We start from the raw sequence: 17,711 nt of genomic DNA, 5'->3' as shown, positions 1-17,711 counted from the left end.
AACAACTATTTCTATATTAGAAACCTTTATATTAATAAAATAGTTTAACTGTTTATTTGCATAATTGGTAGTATTAGTTAAATTTATTAACTTATAACCCTCACTACCTAACTACATATGATACCAAAGGATAATCAATACTTTGATAATTGGTTCTACAATCATCCTAAATTAATGGCATTGATTGCTTTTTGCGTTATTCTTTTTTTATCTATTTTGATTGCAGTAAAAGATAGTACTATAAAAAATAATGAAAAAGAACGTGCTTTAGCACAGAAATTAAGAAGAGTAGAAGATAATATAGATCAAATTTTAAAAAGTAGTTATGTTACGACGTTATCTTTAGCTTTAACTATAGATTTAGAAGGTAACCCAAAAGATTTTGATGAGGTAGCAAAAAAACTTCTAAACTCTAATCCTAATATTAATGGGGTAGAGATGGCTAAAGATGGTGTTATTAACTATGTTTATCCGTATGAAAGAAATAATGAGGCGTTGGGCCTTAATGTATTAGAGTATGAAATTTCTAAAAAAGAAGCTTTATATACAATTGAACAAGGTAAAATGTATTTTGCAGGTCCGTTTTACTTTAAGCAAAAGGGGTTAGGTATTATTGGTAGATTACCCATTTTTATTGATAATCAATTTTGGGGATTTTCTGCTGTAATTATAGATTTAGATACTTTCTTGAAAAAATCTGGAATGAGAAGACTCAATAAAGATGGTTACCACGCTTTCTTGAGTAAAATAAACCCTAATACAGGAGAGAGAGAATTTTTTAATGCGCCTCAAGAAAATTTTGATATAAATAATGCAATAAAGCTTAGAGTAGAAGATGCAGGATGGGAGATATATTTAATAAATATTAATCATAAAACCCATTATTTAATATTATCTCCATTTGTGATTTTTGGTTTATTCTTAGCACTATTATTTGCGTTTTTAACCTTTTTAATTTTAAAGAAACCTGCTCAGTTACAGCATCATATTAGATTACAAACAAGAAAACTACTAAATTCTGAAATTAAATATAGAGCAATCTTTCAAGAAGTAGGCTTAAGTGTAGTTCATTTAGACGAAAATGAACAATTAATAGAAGTAAATGGTAAGTTTTTAAATAGTACAGGATTTACTTTTGCTGAGGTAACAAATTTTAGATTTTCAGATTTAATTAAAACTAATCATGATGTTTATAGTAATATACTTGATCATGAAAAATTTGAAGGTCATTTAATTTGTAAAAATAAGTCAGAGATTTGTGTTAGAGTAATTAACTCTACCTTAAACCTAAACAACAGGAAAACTCATATTTTATTAATTGAAGATATTACAGAAAAGAAACTATCTGAGAAGAAGCTAAAAGATTTACGTAGCCAAATGGAAATGGCTATTAGATTATCTAAATTAGGTTACTGGGAGTGGGATTTAGCTAGTGATAGTATAACTTGGTCTAATGAGATGTATGAGCTTTTTGGCTTTGATAAAAACACACAGCTTACTAGAAATTTAATAGCTAATTCTGTACATGAAGATGATGTAGAAGAGTATGAACAACAGTTACGAAATATTCTTTCTACTAGAAAAGGATCTACATTTGAAGGTAGAATTAAAACTGAAGATAACAAAGTCAAACACATGCTAGCAAGAGTAGACTGTGATCTTAATGATTTTGGAGAACTAGCTAAGATTAAAGGTACTCTTCTAGATATTACAGATAAAAAAGAAATACTAATAAATTTACAACACTCCTACCAAATGGTGGTAGAACAAAACGAAAGGTTTTTAAACTTCTCCTATATAATATCTCATAATTTAAGAGCTCACTCCAGTAATATTCAAGGTATTATTGAATTAATAAAAGATATAGACGATAAAGAAGAAGAACTTCAAATGTTTAACTTACTTGAAAATGTAACCAAATCTTTAGATGAAACCTTAAGTGATTTAAATGAAGTGGTAAGAGTAAGGCAAGATAAAGAAGGTATTATAGAAAATGTTCCACTCTTTCCGTTTATAAAAAAAGTAGAAAATATTTTAAAAAGAGAAATAAAAGTAAATCGTATCTACATTATTAATGAAATACCTAGAGATGCAACAATCAGTTTTAATTCTTCTTATCTTGAAAGCATACTTCTAAATATAATATCTAATGTAATTAAATTCTCTAACCCAGATGTGAAATCTGAAATCAAGCTAACTTATCAAGAAAATAAAAGTTATAAAATTGTAAAGGTTGAAGATAATGGAAGAGGGATGGATCTAGAAACTAATAATAGTGATATTTTAGGGATGTATAGTACTTTTAAAGATTTTAAAAACTCAAGAGGTATAAGTCTATTTGTAAGTAACAATCAAATGCAATCTATGGGAGGTAAAATAGAAGTTAAAAGTGAATTAACAGAAGGTTCAGAATTTACGCTTTATTTTAAAAAATAGCTATGAAGATATGTATTATAGATGATGATAAAATCTATCAGTTATTAATGAGAAAGCTAATTTCTAAAATAGATGCAAATATCACTGTAAAAGTATTTTGTAACGGAGAAGATGCTTTTAATTTTTATAAAGAAAACACTTGTACTTCAGAGATAATACTACTAGACATTAATATGCCTAAAATGAATGGATGGAAGTTTTTAGATAATATAGAAGAAAAAAAGTTTAAAAACTCAAAAATATACCTCACTACTTCTTCTATAGCGTATTCAGATAAAGAAAAAGCAAAAAAATACTCAATTATTGAAGACTATTTAGTTAAGCCTCTTACCAAAGAAAAAATTAGAGAACTCATAAAACCTTATATTATTTAAAAAAGAACTTAGCTGTTTTTAATAGTAAGTAAAATTAAATATAAATGAAATTATAAGTTTCATTTATTCAAATTACATTTGTAGCTTCAAAATGAAGCAATATGAATATACAGAAAAGTTTAATCACACTAGCAATAGGTGGTTTTGGTATTGGGATGACAGAGTTTATGATGATGGGCTTGTTACCAGATATTGCTCAAGATTTAAATGTAACTATTCCAGAAGCAGGTTATTTAATTTCTTCGTATGCACTTGGGGTGGTTATTGGTGCTCCGTTATTGGTACTTATTGCAGGAAGTTTTTCGCCAAAAAAAATACTAATAGGTTTAATGGTTTTGTTTACCGTATTTAATGGTTTATCTATTATTGTGCCTTCTTATAACTTTTTTCTCTTTACAAGATTATTATCTGGCTTACCGCATGGGGCTTTTTTTGGAGTAGGTGCGGTGGTTGCTGGTAAGTTAGCTAAAGAAGGTAAAGAAGCTAGTGCAGTGGCAATTATGTTTAGCGGATTGACTTTTGCTAATATTATAGGTATACCGTTAGGCACATATGTGGGGCAAGCAATTTCTTGGAGGTATAGCTTTATTATTGTAGCAGCTATTGGCTTGCTTGCAATTTTATCTTTAATCTTTTGGATGCCATCTATAGAAAAAAACACAGAAGAAAAGCCTAAAGATGGTTTAAAAGTTTTTTTACATTTAGAACCTTGGTTAGTGCTATTAACCACAGCAATAGGTACTGGTGGTTTTTTTGCTTGGTTTAGTTATATAACTCCTCTTTTAACAGATGTTAGTGGTTTTGAGAAGTCTAGTATTACTTTTATATTAATGGGAGTAGGAGTAGGGATGACGGTAGGTAATTTTGCTGGTGGTAAATTGGCAGATGTAATTTCACCTGTAAAGGCAGGTATGGTTTTATTATTTGTTATGGTACTTTGTTTGTTAACTGTAATGATTGTAGCAGAAAATCAATTATTATCTTTAATAATGAGTTTTGTAACTGGAGCGGTTGCATTTTCTGTAGTAGCACCTATACAAATGCTTATGATAAAATCTGCAAAGGGAGCAGAAATGTTGGCTTCTGCTGCGATGCAAGCAGGTTTTAATATAGGCAATGCTATCGGAGCTTTTTTGGGAGGCATACCAATAGCTAGAGGTTTAGGCTATACATCACCACAAGCAGTGGGAGCAGTTATGGCTTTTATGGGAGCACTTTTTTGTATTGCAGTAATGATTAATAGAAAGCGTGTAGCTAAAAAGTATGTTTAGGGTTTTAAAATAATTTTACCAATATGGTCACTACTCTCCATAAGCTGATGTGCTTTAGACGCTTCATTTAAAGGAAATATTTTATAAATGTATGGTTTAACTTTTTTAGAAGTTAGCAAGGGCCAAATATTTTCTTTTATCGCTTTACCTATTTCTGATTTAACTTTTATTGGTTGAGGTTTTAATAAACTGCCAGTAATGGTTAAATTTTTAGAGATAACTTTCCATAAATTAATAGACACTTGTGCAGATTTCATAGCATTAATATTAACGAGTCTACCTTTTAATTGTAGTAATTCTAAATTTTTATCTGTGTAATCACCACCAACCATATCCAAAATAACATCAAGAGGTACCTCTTTGAGGGCTATTTCAAAATCTTCTTTTTTATAATTAATTGCTTTGGTTACTCCAATCTCTTTTAAAAATGCAATTTTTTTTTCTGATCCTGCAGTTGCATAAGTAGTAATGCCTAAAGCTTGAGCAATTTGTAAACCCATTACTCCCACACCACTAGTACCGCCGTGTACTAATAGATTTTCTCCGCTTTTAAGCTGTGCTTGCTGAAATAAATTAAACCAAATAGTAAAAATTGCCTCTGGTAAACAAGCAGCTTCTTCAAAATTTAAATTCTCAGGGATTGGTAGGCAAAGGCGTTGGTCTACACAAATATATTCTGCATAAGCATTACCTGCTACCAAAGCACAAACTTTATCTTGTAAGCTAAACTGATTAACATTTTTTCCAAGATCTACAATAGTTCCTGCAACTTCTAAACCTGGTATTTTGGTAATAGGAGTATTGCTTCCGTAGGCATCTGGTTGTTCTCGCGTTAAAATATCACTTCGGTTTACACCAGCAGCTTCTACTTTAATTAAAACTTCTTGAGCATTAGGTAGAGGTTTTTCTACTTCTTGCAATTGTAAAACTTCTGGACCGCCAGCTTCAGTAATAACTATAGCTTTCATTTTTTATTTAAAGATAAGTCAACCAAAATAAGTTAATCTTAAAGAAATGCTATAATTAAAATACAGATTATAATGATATATATTCACGAATTTTTTCTACTATTTTATTAGCTGAAATACCTGCTATTTCACGTAATTCTTCTGTAGAACCTTGCTCTATGAATTTATCTGGAATACCTAAATTAACCACGGTAGAAGTAAATTGATGCTGTTGTGCAAAGCTAACGATAGCTTCTCCTCCTCCGCCAGAAATTACTCCGTCTTCAATTGTAAATATGGTTGAATATTGTTTAAAAATATCAGTCAATAACTTTTTATCCAAAGGTTTAATAAAACCTAAATCGTAATGCGCCACTTTTTCTGTATGATCTAGTAAAGAGATTGCTTTTTCAACTTCTGTTTTAATAGTACCTATAGAGATAATAGCCACTTTGGTTCCTGTTTTTAAAAGTTTTCCTTTTCCTATAGCAACTTTTTTAAAATCGTTTTGCCAGTTTATAATAGAACCTCTGCCACGAGGGTATCTAATAGCAATAGGATTGGATAAACCTAAAGATGCAGTATACAAAAGATTACGTAATTCTACTTCATTAGCAGGAGTCGCTATCATTAAATTGGGAATAGAGCGTAAATAAGCAATATCAAAAACTCCGTGATGAGTAGCTCCATCTTCTCCAACCAAACCAGCTCTATCAATACAAAAAATGACGGGTAAATTTTGCAAAGCAACATCATGAATTACTTGATCATAAGCACGTTGTAAAAAGGTAGAGTAAATAGTGCAAAAAACTATTTTACCTTGTGTAGCCATTCCTGCTGCTAAAGTTACCGCATGTTGCTCTGCAATACCTACATCAAAAGCACGGTCGGGAAATTCAGACATCATAAATTTTAAAGAACTTCCAGTTGGCATTGCGGGAGTAATCCCTATAATGTCTTTATTTTGTTTAGCTAATTCTACCAATGTTAATCCAAATACATCTTGAAATTTAGGAGGCAGGTTTTTATTATTCTTCGGAAGTAATTCACCTGTGATTTTATCAAATTTACCTGGGGCGTGATAAACCACTTGATTTTCTTCAGCTTGCTGTAGCCCTTTTCCTTTTTTGGTGATAATGTGTAAAAATTTAGGACCTTCTACTTTTTCTAATTGTTTAAAAGCTTCTAAAATAGCTTCAAAATCATGACCGTCTATTGGCCCTGAATAGTGAAAATTTAAAGCTTCAATCATATTATGTTGCTTAGACTTTACTCCAATTTTAGATTTAGAAAGGTATTCTTTTAAAGCACCAACGCTTGGATCTATACCAATAGCATTATCATTTAAAATCACCCATAAATTAGCTTTGGTTACTCCAGCGTGGTTTAAACCTTCAAAAGCCATTCCGCTAGCAATAGAAGCATCCCCAATTACCGCAATATGTTTTTTAGTTATATTTCCGTTTAATTTAGATGCTATTGCCATACCTAAAGCTGCAGAAATAGAGGTAGAGCTATGCCCAACGCCAAAGGTATCATATTCACTCTCTTCTCTTTTCGGGAAACCACTAAGTCCGTTTAACTTTCGGTTAGTTTCAAAAACATCTCTTCTTCCTGTTAAAATTTTATGTCCGTAAGCTTGGTGCCCTACATCCCAAACTAAAAGGTCTTCTGGAGTATTAAAATAATAATGCAAAGCAATAGTTAATTCTACCACACCTAAACTCGCACCTAAATGCCCTTCTTTAGCAGAAACTATATCAATAATAAATTCTCTAAGTTCTTTAGCAAGTACTGGTAAATTTTCTTTGCTTAACTTTTTTAAATCTTGTGAAGAATTTATATGTTGTAATAATCTTGATTTCATATAGCAAAGGTAAAGTTTGAAATTGTATTTTTGGGCTATGTTAACTCCTTTTGACGATACTTATTTTATGAAAAAAGCCCTTGCAGAAGCGCAAGAGGCTTATAACCGTAATGAAATACCTGTTGGGGCCATTATTGTAAGCGAAAATACAATAATTGCACGTGGGCATAATCTTACAGAAATGCTTAATGATGTTACCGCTCATGCAGAAATGCAAGCTATTACTGCTGCAGCAAACTATTTGGGAGGTAAATATTTAACAAATTGCACGCTCTATGTGACATTAGAACCTTGCCAAATGTGTGCTGGTGCGTTGTACTGGAGCCAAATTTCTAGGATAGTTTTTGCTGCAAAAGATGAGCAAAGAGGCTACCGTGCTATGGGTGCACAATTACACCCTAAAACAAAAATTACCGAAGGCTTACTAGCAGAAGAAGCCTCTAGTTTGTTAAAACAATTCTTTATAAAAAAGCGTAATTTGAATTAATACCATTTAGGTTTAAGTGCTTTTTCTACAATTTTTAATGTTTAATTTGATAATATTTATATTTGAAATATTCTTTTTTATTTCACTTTAGTTAATGAAGCAATTAATTTTCATCTTATTTCTACTCCCTTTTTGCTTTTACGCTCAGCAAACCACTCCTTATTTCAAAAATTATTCTAAAAGTGATTATCAAGGAGAAAATGCTAATTGGGATATTACTCAAAATGCCGATGGAATTATTTATACAGCCAATAATTATAAGCTTCTGGAATATAATGGTAATGAATGGAAAAAATATGCACTCCCCAAAAACTTAGTAATTAGGTCTGCAGAGGTTATTCACGATACATTATATACAGGTGCTTATCAAGAATTTGGCTATTGGTTACACGACGATACTAATAAATTAATTTATACAAGTATTAGTAAGCAGTTAGAGGTTGTTTTTTTTGAAAATGATGCTATCTGGAAAATTTATTCCTATAAAAATTATATTGCTTTTCAATCTTTTAAAGGTTTATATCTGTTTAATAAAACTAGTAAAGAGGTTAAAAAGATCAGTTTTCCTCAAGTGTCTGCAATTTTTACATATAATTTTGATGAAACCATATATCTAGCTAGTAAAAACGGAGGGGTTTTTAAGTTAGATAAAGAAGTTTTTAAATTTGAAGATTGGAGCTTACCCTTAAAAAACTTTACCATCCAATCTATGGTTGCTTATAAAGGCGGTTTTTTGTTAGGTACACAGCTTAACGGTATTTACTTCTATAAAAATAATACACTTACTAAATGGATTGATAAAAATGCACCAAGTATTAATGGGGTAGAGGTAAACAATTTAAGTATTATAGATCATAAAATTTGTATTGGTACCATCAATAACGGCTTGTTAATTCTTAATGAAAGCAAAGAGTTACTTTATACCATTAATACCAATAACGGCTTGCTAAATAACACCATTTTAAGTCAGTATAAAGATATATCTGGTAATTTATGGTTAGGTCTAGATAATGGAATTGCTTGTATCTATTTAAGTTCTCCTCTTTATGCATTTAACGATAAAAGTGGAAGATTAGGAACTTTATATGCCGTAGAAATAAGTAACGAAGAACCTAATACCGAATATTTAGGGAGTAACCATGGTGTGTTTAAAAAACAGAACGGGAAGCTAACTTTTTTAGAGAATTCTAATGGGCAGGTTTGGAATTTAAGTCGAGTAGATAATCAAATTATTTGTGGCCATAATAACGGAACCTTTATTATTGAAAAAGACAATGTAAATCTTTTAAACAGAATTAGCGGAGGGATGCGTTTTATAGAAACACCTCAACCCAATGAGTTTATCCAAGCCACTTACTCTGGATTAACAAAATTTACAAAAGCTAATAATGAGTGGAATTTAAATCATTTTAATGAAATTAATTTTAGGGTAAATGAAGTAGCATTAGATAAACAAAATAATTATTGGATACACTCTCCACATAATGGTGTTTATCAATTTAAAATGGATGAGAAGAGGCTTTTACAAAGTAATTTTTTTCCAGAAGAAGATATACAACATATTTTTGAGCTTAATAATGAGGTGTTTCTTACTAGCAAAAAACATGTTTTTAAATACGATATTGTAAATGATACAGTAATTAAAGATGAAATTTTAACTGAAAAATTAATGCCTTTAGAAGATGTAATGGCATTTCAAAATAAATTTATAGTCACTAAATATGGTGCAAACGTAAATATTTTAGACATTTCTAAGGGAGAGTCTCTCAAACTATCTTCTAAAATTACAGAGAATAAATTAGTACAAGATTTTGATTTTGCAAAAGCAGTTGGAGATTCTATTTATCTTTTTTTAGATGATGGTTATTTAATGGTAGATATGAGTGCTACAAATATTGAAGAACAAAAAAATGAAGCACCTGTTATTTCTAATCTATTAATTAATGGAGAGCCGCAAACTATTAATGCACTTCACGAAATTCCATTTCAAAAAAATTCCATTCAATTTTATCTTACTAATCAAAGTCCTGCAAGTTATTTGCAACACCAATTTAACTATAAATTGAAAGGCTATGATAAAGATTGGCATTTAATAGAAACAAACCAATTAACTTTTGAAAACTTACCAAAAGGCGATTATCAGCTTTTAGTAAAAAACAGATCTGGTAATCAAGAAAGTGAAACTCTAAGCTATAATTTTGTAATTCTACCTCCGTGGTATTTTAGTACCAAAGCAATTATTGGGTACATTTTATTAGCCATATTAGCTTTTTACTTAGTTCATTTATACAATAAAAAAAGATACATCAGTAAACAAAAAAGATTTGAAAAAGAAGTCTCTTTTAGAAATGAATTAAAATTACAACAAGAAAAACTAGAGAATAATAAGCGTTTAGCAGAACTAGAAAAAAAACAGTTAAAAGAACAGTTAGACTCTAAAAGAAGAGAGTTGGCTACCTATGCCGCCAGTATGGCAAAGAAAGAAGAAATATTAATTCAGTTAGAAAAAGAAATTAATAAAGAAGAAATTAAAAAAGAGCATAGTAAACTTTACGACCGCTTAAATAAATTTAAAGAAAAACAATCTCACTCTAAAGACGACTGGAAATTATTTGAACAGAATTTTAATGAAGTTCATGACGATTTCTTTAAGAATCTTCAAAAAGCCTATCCGCAACTTACTCCCAAAGATTTAAAACTTTGTGCTTATCTTAAAATGAACCTTAGTTCAAAAGAGATTGCACCATTAATAGGAATCACTTACAGAAGTGTAGAGTTACATCGTTATCGACTTAGAAAGAAGTTAGATTTAGACAAAAAGGAGAACTTAGTTAAGTTTTTGTTATCGTTTGACTAGAATATAACAAACGAAAACGTTGTAATAGTGCTTCAAAAAACACATCAATTACTCATCATTTACGTAAAGTAGTCAAAATTAAACACAACATTTTAGTTTACAAAACAATGATTATCAATTATTTGTGAATAATATTTTCTTTGATGAGTTTAGTTATATCGTAAATGTTCTATCTAAGAGATGTTGTTTATATTTTTGATAATTAATCGGCGGTTTTTTTAACATATTGATAATTTAAACGCTGAGAATTGATAGATTCAAATCTAAGTTCATTTAAAGCTATTTAGACAACATGAAAACAAATTTACTTGCATTGCTGTTCCTTTTTATGGGATTTCAGCTTTTTGCACAAGAAAAAACGATTACTGGTACAGTAACCTCTGCAGATGATGGTTTGCCTTTACCGGGAGCAAATGTGGTTATTGATGGTGAAACCAATGGTACAACTACAGATTTTGATGGAAATTACGAAATCGTAATAGAAAATGGAGATGTACTTGTATTTAGTTATGTAGGGTTTCAATCAAAAACAATTACAGTAGAAAATCAAGAGGTGCTAAATGTTGCATTACAAGCAGATTTAGAATCTTTGAGTGAAGTGGTTGTAGTAGGTTATGGAGAGCAAAAACGGGAAGATTTAACAGGGTCTATTGCTACTATAAATTCTGAGGAAATTCAGAAAACTCCTAACTCTAATGTAATGCAATCTGTACAAGGAAAAGTTTCTGGTGTGCAAATTGTTTCTGCAGGATCTCCAGGAGCATCTCCAACTGTCCGTATTCGTGGTCTAGGTTCTTATGATGCAGGAAGTTCTAGTGTGCTTTATGTGGTAGATGGAGCATTTTATAATAATATAGATTTTTTAGATTCTAAAGATATTAAATCTATTAACGTCCTTAAAGATGCATCTTCTGCAGCTATATATGGGGTGCGTGCTGCTAATGGAGTAGTAATTATAGAAACAAAAAAAGGTAGAAAAAACAAAAAACCTGTTATAGAATATGATACATATACAGGTATACAAGTTGCTCAAAATGTTCTTAAAATGGCTAATGCAGAGCAGTTTACCACTATGGCATATGAGTCTGGTTCTACTGCAGATGTTCAGTTTATACTAAACGCTATGCAGCGCTATGGAAGAAGTGAAATTAACCCAAATGTACCAGCAGTAAATACAGATTGGTATGATGAAATTTTACGAGATGCTGTAATTACAAGTCACGGTATTAGTGTGAGTGGTGGAGGTGAAAATTCTAACTATTCTGTAGGTGCCAATTATTTTAAGCAAGAAGGTATTTTAGATATGAAGAATGAATATGAAAGATTAAATCTTCGCTCTAAATTAGATATAGATGTTACTGATGGTATAAGAATGGGAAGCAGTTTTATTTTTAGTAATGCTACACAATATGCTCCAGAAAGTTCAGCTTGGTTTAAAGCATACCACGCTGTACCAATTATGCCAGTTTACGATAATTTGAATACTGCAGCTACACCTATAGCTTATTCTAATGCACAAAATTTAGGATATAGAGATACTCAGAATCCTTTTCCAGACATGTCGTATAATAAAAATCAGTTAAAAACAAGAAAGGTTTTAGCAAACGCATATATTGAAGCAGATATCATTAAAGATAAGTTAACATTTAAAACTTCTTATAGTCACGATTTTTCTACTATTGAGGGGCATTATATAGATTTTCCATTTAATTTAGGTAATAATGTAGAAGGTTTTTCTGGTATAACTAGAGACCAGAATAACTACTCAAACCAATACTGGGATAATACTTTAACGTATGACGATAGTTTTGGAAAGCATAATCTAACTTTAATGGCAGGTCATTCTTTTAGAGATGAGGCTACTAATACTTTTTATGCTTCAGGAAGAGATATTAGAGGTATAAACTTAGATACAAGTCAATATTTAGATTTTGCAGACCCTACTTCTTTTAGTGGAAATGTTGGAGAAAACGCTTCTAGAATTTATGGATTATCATTTTTTGGAAGAGCGGCTTATAATTTTGATAGTAAGTATTTACTATATGGTACTTTACGTTACGATGGTTCATCTAAATTTACCAAAGATCCTTGGGGTCTATTTCCTTCTGTAGGAACAGGTTGGGTACTTAGTAAAGAAGATTTCTTAAAAGACAGTAAGGCTATTGATTTTTTGAAGCTTAGAGCTAGTTGGGGGCAATTAGGTAATGATAATGTTGCGGCAAGTTCAGGTTCTAATACCGTAACTAATCAATATGCTATTTTTGATGGTACAGCATACACGGGTTATACTTCATCTAGTGTATTTACAGACAATGACTGGGAATTAGTAGAAGAATTTAATTTTGGTTTAGATTCAGAATTTTTAGCTAACAGGCTTTCTTTAAATGCAGATTATTTTATTAGAGACACAGATAATGCAATACTGCCTATCACTATACCAGTAATAAATACCGTATTAAACCAAAATGCAGGAACTATTCGTAACCAAGGTTTAGAGCTTTCTGCTAATTGGAGTGACAATATAAAAGATGACTTTAGTTATTCTGTAGGAGCAAACTTTACGACAATTAAAAATGAAGTAACAGAAATTATAAACGAACAAGGTTACATTAATGGAGGTACTGCAGAGTTTAGACAAAGAACAATGGTTGGAGAGCCGGTACAATCTTTCTTTGGGTTAGAAGTAGTAGGTGTTTATCAAAACGACGCACAAGTAGAGGCAAGTCCATTTTCAGAAAATAACCCAGAAGCTAGTTTGCAACCAGGAGATTTAATTTTTAAAGATCAAAACAACGATGGTGTAATTGATGATGAAGACAGAGTTTTTCTAGGTTCTTTCTTACCAAAATTCACTTACGGTGCTAATATAAACTTAAACTATAAAAATTGGGATTTCTCTTTAAGTATTTATGGTCAAGGAGGTAATAAAATTTTAAATAGAAAAAGAGGAGAGATTATTTATACTAATGACACTAATATGGATGCAGATTTAGCTATAAATAGATGGCATGGAGAAGGTACTAGTAATAGTTACCCATCTTCTGCAGGTTTACGTAAATCTTGGAATCAACAATTAAGTGATTTTTGGGTAGAAGATGGAGACTTCTTTAGAATTCAAAATTTTCAAGTAGGTTATACTATTCGTTCTTCAAAATTACCAGAAATACGATTTAATTTTACGGCAGAGAGACCATTAACTTTCTTCAAATATAATGGATTTACTCCAGAGATTACAGATGGTGTAGATCGTCAAACATATCCTATACCAGCAGTATATACTGTAGGGTTAAATGTTAAAATCTAAAAAAAATTATCATGAAAAGAACATATAAAATATTATTAGTACTCGGGTTATCTGCAAGTTTGTTTTCTTGTAGCGATGAGTTTGATACTAGAACAGGTCAATTAAATACTGGTGATTTAGATTATACAGACCCGTCAGAAATGGGAGAGGCACTAGTTGGAGCTTACAGTGCTTTTGCAACGAGAGGTTGGGAAGAGTCTTTACTATTAGGAGTTCGTGGTGATGATGTAAATGCAGGAGGTTTAGGCGATCAACAAGCTTATGCAGATACAGATAATTTTATTTATAATAATAGTTATTGGATGTATAATTCTTTATGGAATTTACATTATTCAGACATTATTACTTTAAACACTGCTATAAACCAATTAGAACTTTATAAAGAGTTTATGGAGGGTGATGATATTACCCGCGCACAGCAGTACATTGCAGAGATTAAAGTTTTACGTGCTTGGTTGCACTTAAATGTTGCTAGAACTTGGGGAGATGTATTTATTTATCAAACCAACAATCCGTTTGAAGAAATTGAAGCTAACGGAGTTTCTTCTAAAGAAGAGGTAATGGCATTTATTATTGCTGAAATGGATGAAGCAATTCCGTTATTACCAAATTTGAGACCAAACGAACGTACAGATTATCCTGGAGGAGTAACTAGTTATACAGCTTACGCGTTAAAAGCAATGGCTAATCTAGAATTAGAAAATTATCAAGGTGTAGCAGATGCAACGGGAGAAATAATAAACAGCGGAAGATTTTCTTTATATCCAGATTTTTACCAATTGTTTAAAACACCAGGAGAACTTAGTGATGAGTCATTATTAGAGCTTCAGTTTGATGAACTTGGTACAGATGTAGGAGGTACGTTTTATAATGAATATGCGCCATTTGGACCTCAAAATTGGATACCATCTAGAGATGATGCATCTGCAGGATGGGGTTTTTATGAGCCTAGTAAAAAATTTATAAAATTTATGCTAGATCGTAATGAAACTGTTCGTTTAGAAACTAGTGTTTTATTTACAGAAAGAGGTATAGGAGAATTAAATGATGAAGGCTATACAAACCTTCCAGATTATGTCTCTAATATTACAGCTAGTGGTGATGAAATTAGCGATTTTGAAAGAGCACTATTTTCAAGTGGTAAACATTATTTACCATCAGATCAACTTCCAGAGGGACAAAATGTGTACGGAGCAGGAAAAAACTTTATTATCACAAGGTATGCAGAAGTACTACTTATGTACGCAGAAGCAGTAGCAAGAGGTGCTACGCCAACTGCAGGAAGTGCAACTCAAGCAGTTAATCAGGTTAGATCTCGTGCAGGTCTTGCAGATTTATCTGGCGTTACAGCAGAAGACGTGATGGATGAAAAATTTGCAGAACTTGCTATGGAATGGGGTATTAGATATTATGATATGATTAGATTGAATAACTACAGTGAACTAAGTTACGACGGAAGAACATTTACGGCAAATTCAGAATATTTACCTTATCCACAAGAACAAGTAGATGCATTACCATTAACTAATGATTAATTAAAAAGTAAGACGATGTTGAAAAAAAATATATTCAAAAAAATTAGCATACTTTCATTAGTTGTTGTTGCAACAATCGCTTGCCAGCAAGAAAGTATAGATGATATTACTAGTGTTGATCCAGGAACAGATGAATCTGCTCCAGTGGTAGAAATTACTTCTCCAAGTGATGGAATGAGCTTTCAAACTACAGCAGAAACTACCATGTTAGATATAGCTTTTGAAGTTATTGATGATATTGAAGTTGTAGAAATTTCTGTCAGTTTAAATGGTGAAGAAATAGAATATTATAATGAGTTTACAGATTATAGAATTGTACCTAAAGAAATAGCTTATGAGCTTGGTGACGGAGATTATACCTTAACAGTACAAGCTACAGATATCGTAGGAAATATCACTACAGACACTGTAAGTTTTAGCAAATCTACTGTAGATTATTTACCACAATTCGATGAAGAGGCTTTTTACATGAATTTTAATGGTAATTATACCGAGTTTATTAGTAATACAGAAATTACAGTAGTGGGACAGCCAGGCTACGCTGGTGAAGCTAAAGTAGGTTCTAATGCTTATGCCGGAAATACAGATTCTTATCTAACAGCTCCAGTAGATGGGTTAACTTCAGAAAATTTTAGCGCAACCTTTTGGTATAAGGTAAATGCAGTGCCAGACCGTGCAGGTATCTTAGTTGCAGGACCAGAAGACACAGAAAATCCAGATGCACAAATATTAAGAACAAGTGGGTTTAGGTTATTTAGAGAAGCATCAGGTAGTTTACAAGTAATAAAATTAAATGTTGGTACTGGAGATGCAGAATCTTGGAATGATGGAGGTACTGTAGATCCTGCTGCGGGAGAATGGGCGCACATTGCCTTTACTATTTCTGCAACAGAAACTAAAATATATATTAATGGGGCCTTAGTTAACACTGCAACCTTAGCAACTCCTATGAGTTGGAGTGGTACAGAATTTTTCTCAATTATGTCTGGAGCACCAAGATTTGCAGGGTGGGGGCACCTATCAGATTCTAGTTATATAGATGATTTAAGATTCTTTACTAAAGAATTGACAGAAGATGATATTATGAACGTAATGGAGTATACAGAAGAATAAAAACCATTGCTGTTTATCATTCTTAATTATTTAATGAGTTAGCTACAGTCCCTATGATAAATATGATTTAATATAAGTCTTAGGGACTCATTAAACGATTGGAAAATATTTTACTTTAAATAAGGTACAAATAACTTAAAATTATTATGAAAAAAATACAGGTTGCCATATTACTTATTTTTAGCGTAGTATTTTTTTTAGCGTGTTCAGACAATAACGATTATAGTTATGAAGACCCTTATTTAGGAGAAGATGAACCCAAAATAGAACCTGTAACAGATGAAGAATTATTAGATGCTGTACAAAGCACTACTTTAAAATATTTTTGGGAGTATGCAGAGCCAAATTCACAATTAGCTAGAGAACGTTATTATCCAACGGGCAACAACTCTGCAACAATAACAACGGGAGGCTCTGGTTTTGGGTTAATGGCAATAATTGTAGGTATAGAAAGAGGCTTTATATCTAGAGATGAAGCAGTACAGCGTTTAAATAATATAGCTACTTTTCTAGAAAATTCAGACCGTTTTCACGGTGCTTGGTCACATTGGGTTAATGGAGAAACAGGGCAAGCAGAACCTTTTAGTGCGTTTGATGATGGTGGTGATTTAGTAGAAACTTCTTTTCTAGCACAAGGAATGATTGTGGTAAGAGAGTATTTAAAAAACGGAACTTTAGAAGAAAAAGCAGTAGCTCAAAAATTTGATAATCTTTGGAAAGGCATAGAGTGGAATTGGTATACAAATAATCAAAATGTTTTGTATTGGCATTGGTCACCAATCTATAATTGGCAAATGAATTTTCCTTTAGAAGGTTATAACGAATGTTTAATTACCTATGTACTTGCAGCTTCTTCTCCAGATTATGGAATAGATACAGAGGTTTATCATGAAGGTTGGGCTAGAAACGGAAATATTACTTCCGCAAATACAAAGTATGATCTACCATTAATTTTAAAACATAATGGTCACGAGCAATATGGTGGTCCTCTTTTTTGGGCACATTATTCTTATTTAGGCTTAAACCCTACTAATCTTACAGATCAATATGCAAACTATTGGCAACTAAATAAAAACCATACCTTAATTAACTACAATTATTGTGTAGAAAACCCTTATGGGTATACTGGTTATGGAGAAAATTTTTGGGGTTTAACTGCAAGTTATACGAAAGAGGCAGATGGCTCTATTGGTTACACAGCACATTCACCAACTAACGACCGTGGTGTAATTTCACCCACAGCAGCAGTAAGCTCTATACCATATACACCACAAGAATCTTTAGCGGCAATGCATAATTTTTATGAAAATTATAATGATTTAACTTGGGGAGAAGCTGGTTTTTATGATGCTTTTAGCTTACAAGGCGGTAATTGGTCTGCAAATAGCTACTTAGCAATAGACCAAGGCCCAATGATTGTTATGATAGAAAATTATAGAACAGGTTTAATTTGGAACTTGTTTATGCAAGCACCAGAAATTCAAGATGGACTAGACAGTCTGGGTTTTAACTATTAATTT

Annotated in this window: 11 protein-coding genes; 9 read left to right on the top strand and 2 right to left on the bottom strand. The window is 31.6% G+C overall.

Annotated features, from left to right (window positions below; translation table 11 throughout):
* Positions 1 to 117 precede the first annotated feature (117 nt).
* From BUC03_RS04885 to BUC03_RS04875, 3 genes are all read left to right on the top strand, one after another.
* Positions 118 to 2,436: a sensor histidine kinase gene (locus BUC03_RS04885; RefSeq protein WP_084112814.1), complete on the top strand. Its 2,319-nt coding sequence runs from the start codon at positions 118 to 120 to the stop codon at positions 2,434 to 2,436.
* A 2-nt stretch (positions 2,437 to 2,438) separates the two neighbouring features.
* Positions 2,439 to 2,810: a response regulator gene (locus BUC03_RS04880; protein ID WP_073148849.1), complete on the top strand. Its 372-nt coding sequence runs from the start codon at positions 2,439 to 2,441 to the stop codon at positions 2,808 to 2,810.
* 101 nt (positions 2,811 to 2,911) lie between these two features.
* Positions 2,912 to 4,081: an MFS transporter gene (locus tag BUC03_RS04875; protein ID WP_317041145.1), complete on the top strand. Its 1,170-nt coding sequence runs from the start codon at positions 2,912 to 2,914 to the stop codon at positions 4,079 to 4,081.
* Here BUC03_RS04875 and BUC03_RS04870 read toward each other — a convergent pair.
* Positions 4,078 to 5,049 (bottom strand): NAD(P)H-quinone oxidoreductase, encoded by a 972-nt coding sequence (locus BUC03_RS04870; protein ID WP_073148847.1) that lies wholly within the window; start codon positions 5,047 to 5,049, stop codon positions 4,078 to 4,080. The genes BUC03_RS04875 and BUC03_RS04870 overlap by 4 nt on opposite strands.
* 67 nt (positions 5,050 to 5,116) lie before the next feature.
* Entirely contained in the window at positions 5,117 to 6,895 is a 1,779-nt protein-coding gene (locus BUC03_RS04865; protein WP_073148845.1) for a 1-deoxy-D-xylulose-5-phosphate synthase, read from the bottom strand.
* A gap of 37 nt (positions 6,896 to 6,932) precedes the next feature.
* On the opposite strand from BUC03_RS04865, the gene BUC03_RS04860 reads away from it, so the two are divergent.
* From BUC03_RS04860 to BUC03_RS04835, 6 genes are all read left to right on the top strand, one after another.
* Positions 6,933 to 7,382, top strand: coding sequence for a nucleoside deaminase (locus tag BUC03_RS04860; protein WP_073148843.1), 450 nt, complete (start codon positions 6,933 to 6,935; stop codon positions 7,380 to 7,382).
* A 94-nt stretch (positions 7,383 to 7,476) separates the two neighbouring features.
* Positions 7,477 to 10,239, top strand: a complete 2,763-nt coding sequence (locus tag BUC03_RS04855; RefSeq protein WP_073148841.1) for a helix-turn-helix and ligand-binding sensor domain-containing protein — start codon at positions 7,477 to 7,479, stop codon at positions 10,237 to 10,239.
* Between the two features lie 292 nt (positions 10,240 to 10,531).
* A complete protein-coding gene (locus BUC03_RS04850; protein ID WP_073148839.1) occupies positions 10,532 to 13,543 on the top strand; it encodes a SusC/RagA family TonB-linked outer membrane protein in 3,012 nt (1,003 codons plus the stop codon).
* A gap of 11 nt (positions 13,544 to 13,554) precedes the next feature.
* Complete coding sequence (locus tag BUC03_RS04845) at positions 13,555 to 15,078, top strand: RagB/SusD family nutrient uptake outer membrane protein (protein ID WP_073148837.1); 1,524 nt, start codon at positions 13,555 to 13,557, stop codon at positions 15,076 to 15,078.
* Positions 15,079 to 15,093: 15 nt separating this feature from the next.
* Entirely contained in the window at positions 15,094 to 16,191 is a 1,098-nt protein-coding gene (locus BUC03_RS04840) for a LamG-like jellyroll fold domain-containing protein (RefSeq protein ID WP_073148835.1), read from the top strand.
* 146 nt (positions 16,192 to 16,337) lie between these two features.
* Positions 16,338 to 17,708: a glucoamylase family protein gene (locus BUC03_RS04835; RefSeq protein ID WP_073148833.1), complete on the top strand. Its 1,371-nt coding sequence runs from the start codon at positions 16,338 to 16,340 to the stop codon at positions 17,706 to 17,708.
* The last annotated feature ends 3 nt before the right edge of the window (positions 17,709 to 17,711 follow it).

The organism is Mesonia phycicola, from assembly GCF_900141885.1.
Classification (GTDB): domain Bacteria; phylum Bacteroidota; class Bacteroidia; order Flavobacteriales; family Flavobacteriaceae; genus Mesonia; species Mesonia phycicola.
Note: the sequence above shows the minus strand (reverse complement) of the source record. Positions and strands in the feature narration are given on the sequence as shown.

Coding starts and splice junctions, on each gene's coding strand:
- BUC03_RS04885 (WP_084112814.1), top strand. CDS start 118: ATGATACCAAAGGATAATCAATACTTTGATAATTGGTTCTACAATCAT.
- BUC03_RS04880 (WP_073148849.1), top strand. CDS start 2,439: ATGAAGATATGTATTATAGATGATGATAAAATCTATCAGTTATTAATG.
- BUC03_RS04875 (WP_317041145.1), top strand. CDS start 2,912: ATGAATATACAGAAAAGTTTAATCACACTAGCAATAGGTGGTTTTGGT.
- BUC03_RS04870 (WP_073148847.1), bottom strand. CDS start 5,049: ATGAAAGCTATAGTTATTACTGAAGCTGGCGGTCCAGAAGTTTTACAA.
- BUC03_RS04865 (WP_073148845.1), bottom strand. CDS start 6,895: ATGAAATCAAGATTATTACAACATATAAATTCTTCACAAGATTTAAAA.
- BUC03_RS04860 (WP_073148843.1), top strand. CDS start 6,933: ATGTTAACTCCTTTTGACGATACTTATTTTATGAAAAAAGCCCTTGCA.
- BUC03_RS04855 (WP_073148841.1), top strand. CDS start 7,477: ATGAAGCAATTAATTTTCATCTTATTTCTACTCCCTTTTTGCTTTTAC.
- BUC03_RS04850 (WP_073148839.1), top strand. CDS start 10,532: ATGAAAACAAATTTACTTGCATTGCTGTTCCTTTTTATGGGATTTCAG.
- BUC03_RS04845 (WP_073148837.1), top strand. CDS start 13,555: ATGAAAAGAACATATAAAATATTATTAGTACTCGGGTTATCTGCAAGT.
- BUC03_RS04840 (WP_073148835.1), top strand. CDS start 15,094: ATGTTGAAAAAAAATATATTCAAAAAAATTAGCATACTTTCATTAGTT.
- BUC03_RS04835 (WP_073148833.1), top strand. CDS start 16,338: ATGAAAAAAATACAGGTTGCCATATTACTTATTTTTAGCGTAGTATTT.